Raw genomic sequence first — 1,347 nt, forward strand, 5'->3', positions numbered from 1 at the left:
GCAAACATGCTAGGAACAAAATGCTGTCACCGAATGACTTCGAACGACAGCAGAAAGTGAGAGAACAAGGCGTCTAGGAAACTAGGGGCTATTCAAACATCACGTCATTCTGGAACAGATTTCGTTGATGAGCTATCTGATTTTATATTTGGTGATGCTGGCAGGCAGTTTGTTGCCCCTCCTCCCGCTGGTAACCGCAATTGGGATAAGGTTATGGAAGATATCCTCCAAAATACTGCCATTAAAAGTACAGGAATATCTAAAATCAAAAAGGCTGCGTCCAAGGCAGGTATTGAAGTTGCAGAAATGCGAGGTCAAGGCGTTACAAACTTTATTTCTGACATTGATGATGGGGAAAACCTAGTCCCACCAAAACATTATGACGAACCACCACGCGACGCTAATGGCTTGCATGTAGTCACATTCAACATAAAAGATATTCAAACCAAAGATCCAGATTAATGAACATAACAAAGAATAAAAAAGACTGGCCGGTCGTGAAGTTTGGCGATGTGGTGAAGAATGCGAACTTGACGGAGCGTGATCCGGTTGGGGCCGGTATTGAGCGTGTGGTTGGATTGGAGCATATTGATCCAGAAAACCTTCATATTCGCCGCTGGAACACAGATGCTACAGAAACATCCTTCACCCGAAAATTCGTTCCCGGCCAAACATTGTTTGGTAAGCGCCGTGCATACCAACGTAAGGTCGCTTATGCTGAATTTGAAGGTATCTGCTCAAGTGACATTCTGACCTTTGAAACCAAAGATCCAGAAACTCTCCTATCAGAACTCATACCTTTCATATGCCAAAGCGATGCATTCTTTGACCATGCGTTGGGGACATCAGCAGGTTCATTATCCCCTCGTACTAGCTGGAAGGCATTACACAATTATCAATTTCGCTTACCGCCTATTGATGAACAGAAACGTATTTCCGAACTATTGTGGTCTATAGATCAGACACATCAATCATTCCTTAAAGCGGTCCTAGAACTTGAAATATACAAAGATGCATATCTTGAGGCTCGTATTACTGAGCATGCTGATGTACGACACGTTCCAGCAACAGAGTTAACAGACCGAATCAATGTGGGTATCGTAATTAAGCCAGCTTCATATTATGTGAAAAATGGCGGGACACCGGCATTGCGGTCACTAAATATTTGGCCAAATAGATTTGATTTGTCCGAGATGGTCTACATCTCAGATGAAGGGCAATCGAAGAACAAAAAATCCATCCTTAAAGAAAATGTGGCGTAGCCCCCAAAAAGTGATCCACACGAAATGTTAGTTTTTCTGGCTTATTCAAATCCATGGATAAGGAGAAAAGACATGGGAAAACTGA

Annotated in this window: 2 protein-coding genes; both read left to right on the plus strand. The window is 42.8% G+C overall.

Going from position 1 to position 1,347, the window contains the following annotated elements; all coding sequences use genetic code 11:
* The first annotated feature begins 213 nt into the window (after nucleotides 1–213).
* The gene (locus Q397_RS0120220) at nucleotides 214–462 is read left to right on the plus strand and encodes a hypothetical protein (protein WP_028880922.1); all 249 of its coding nucleotides are present in this window, start codon (nucleotides 214–216) and stop codon (nucleotides 460–462) included.
* Nucleotides 462–1,262, plus strand: coding sequence for a restriction endonuclease subunit S (locus Q397_RS23655; RefSeq protein ID WP_051610414.1), 801 nt, complete (start codon nucleotides 462–464; stop codon nucleotides 1,260–1,262). The genes Q397_RS0120220 and Q397_RS23655 overlap by 1 nt, the downstream gene beginning before the upstream one ends.
* Nucleotides 1,263–1,347: the final 85 nt, after the last annotated feature.

The organism is Terasakiella pusilla DSM 6293 (assembly GCF_000688235.1).
Taxonomy (GTDB): domain Bacteria; phylum Pseudomonadota; class Alphaproteobacteria; order Rhodospirillales; family Terasakiellaceae; genus Terasakiella; species Terasakiella pusilla.

What these genes read in the sequence shown, in the direction of transcription:
- Q397_RS0120220 (WP_028880922.1), top strand. Translation starts at nt 214, where the DNA reads ATGGAAGATATCCTCCAAAATACTGCCATTAAAAGTACAGGAATATCT.
- Q397_RS23655 (WP_051610414.1), top strand. Translation starts at nt 462, where the DNA reads ATGAACATAACAAAGAATAAAAAAGACTGGCCGGTCGTGAAGTTTGGC.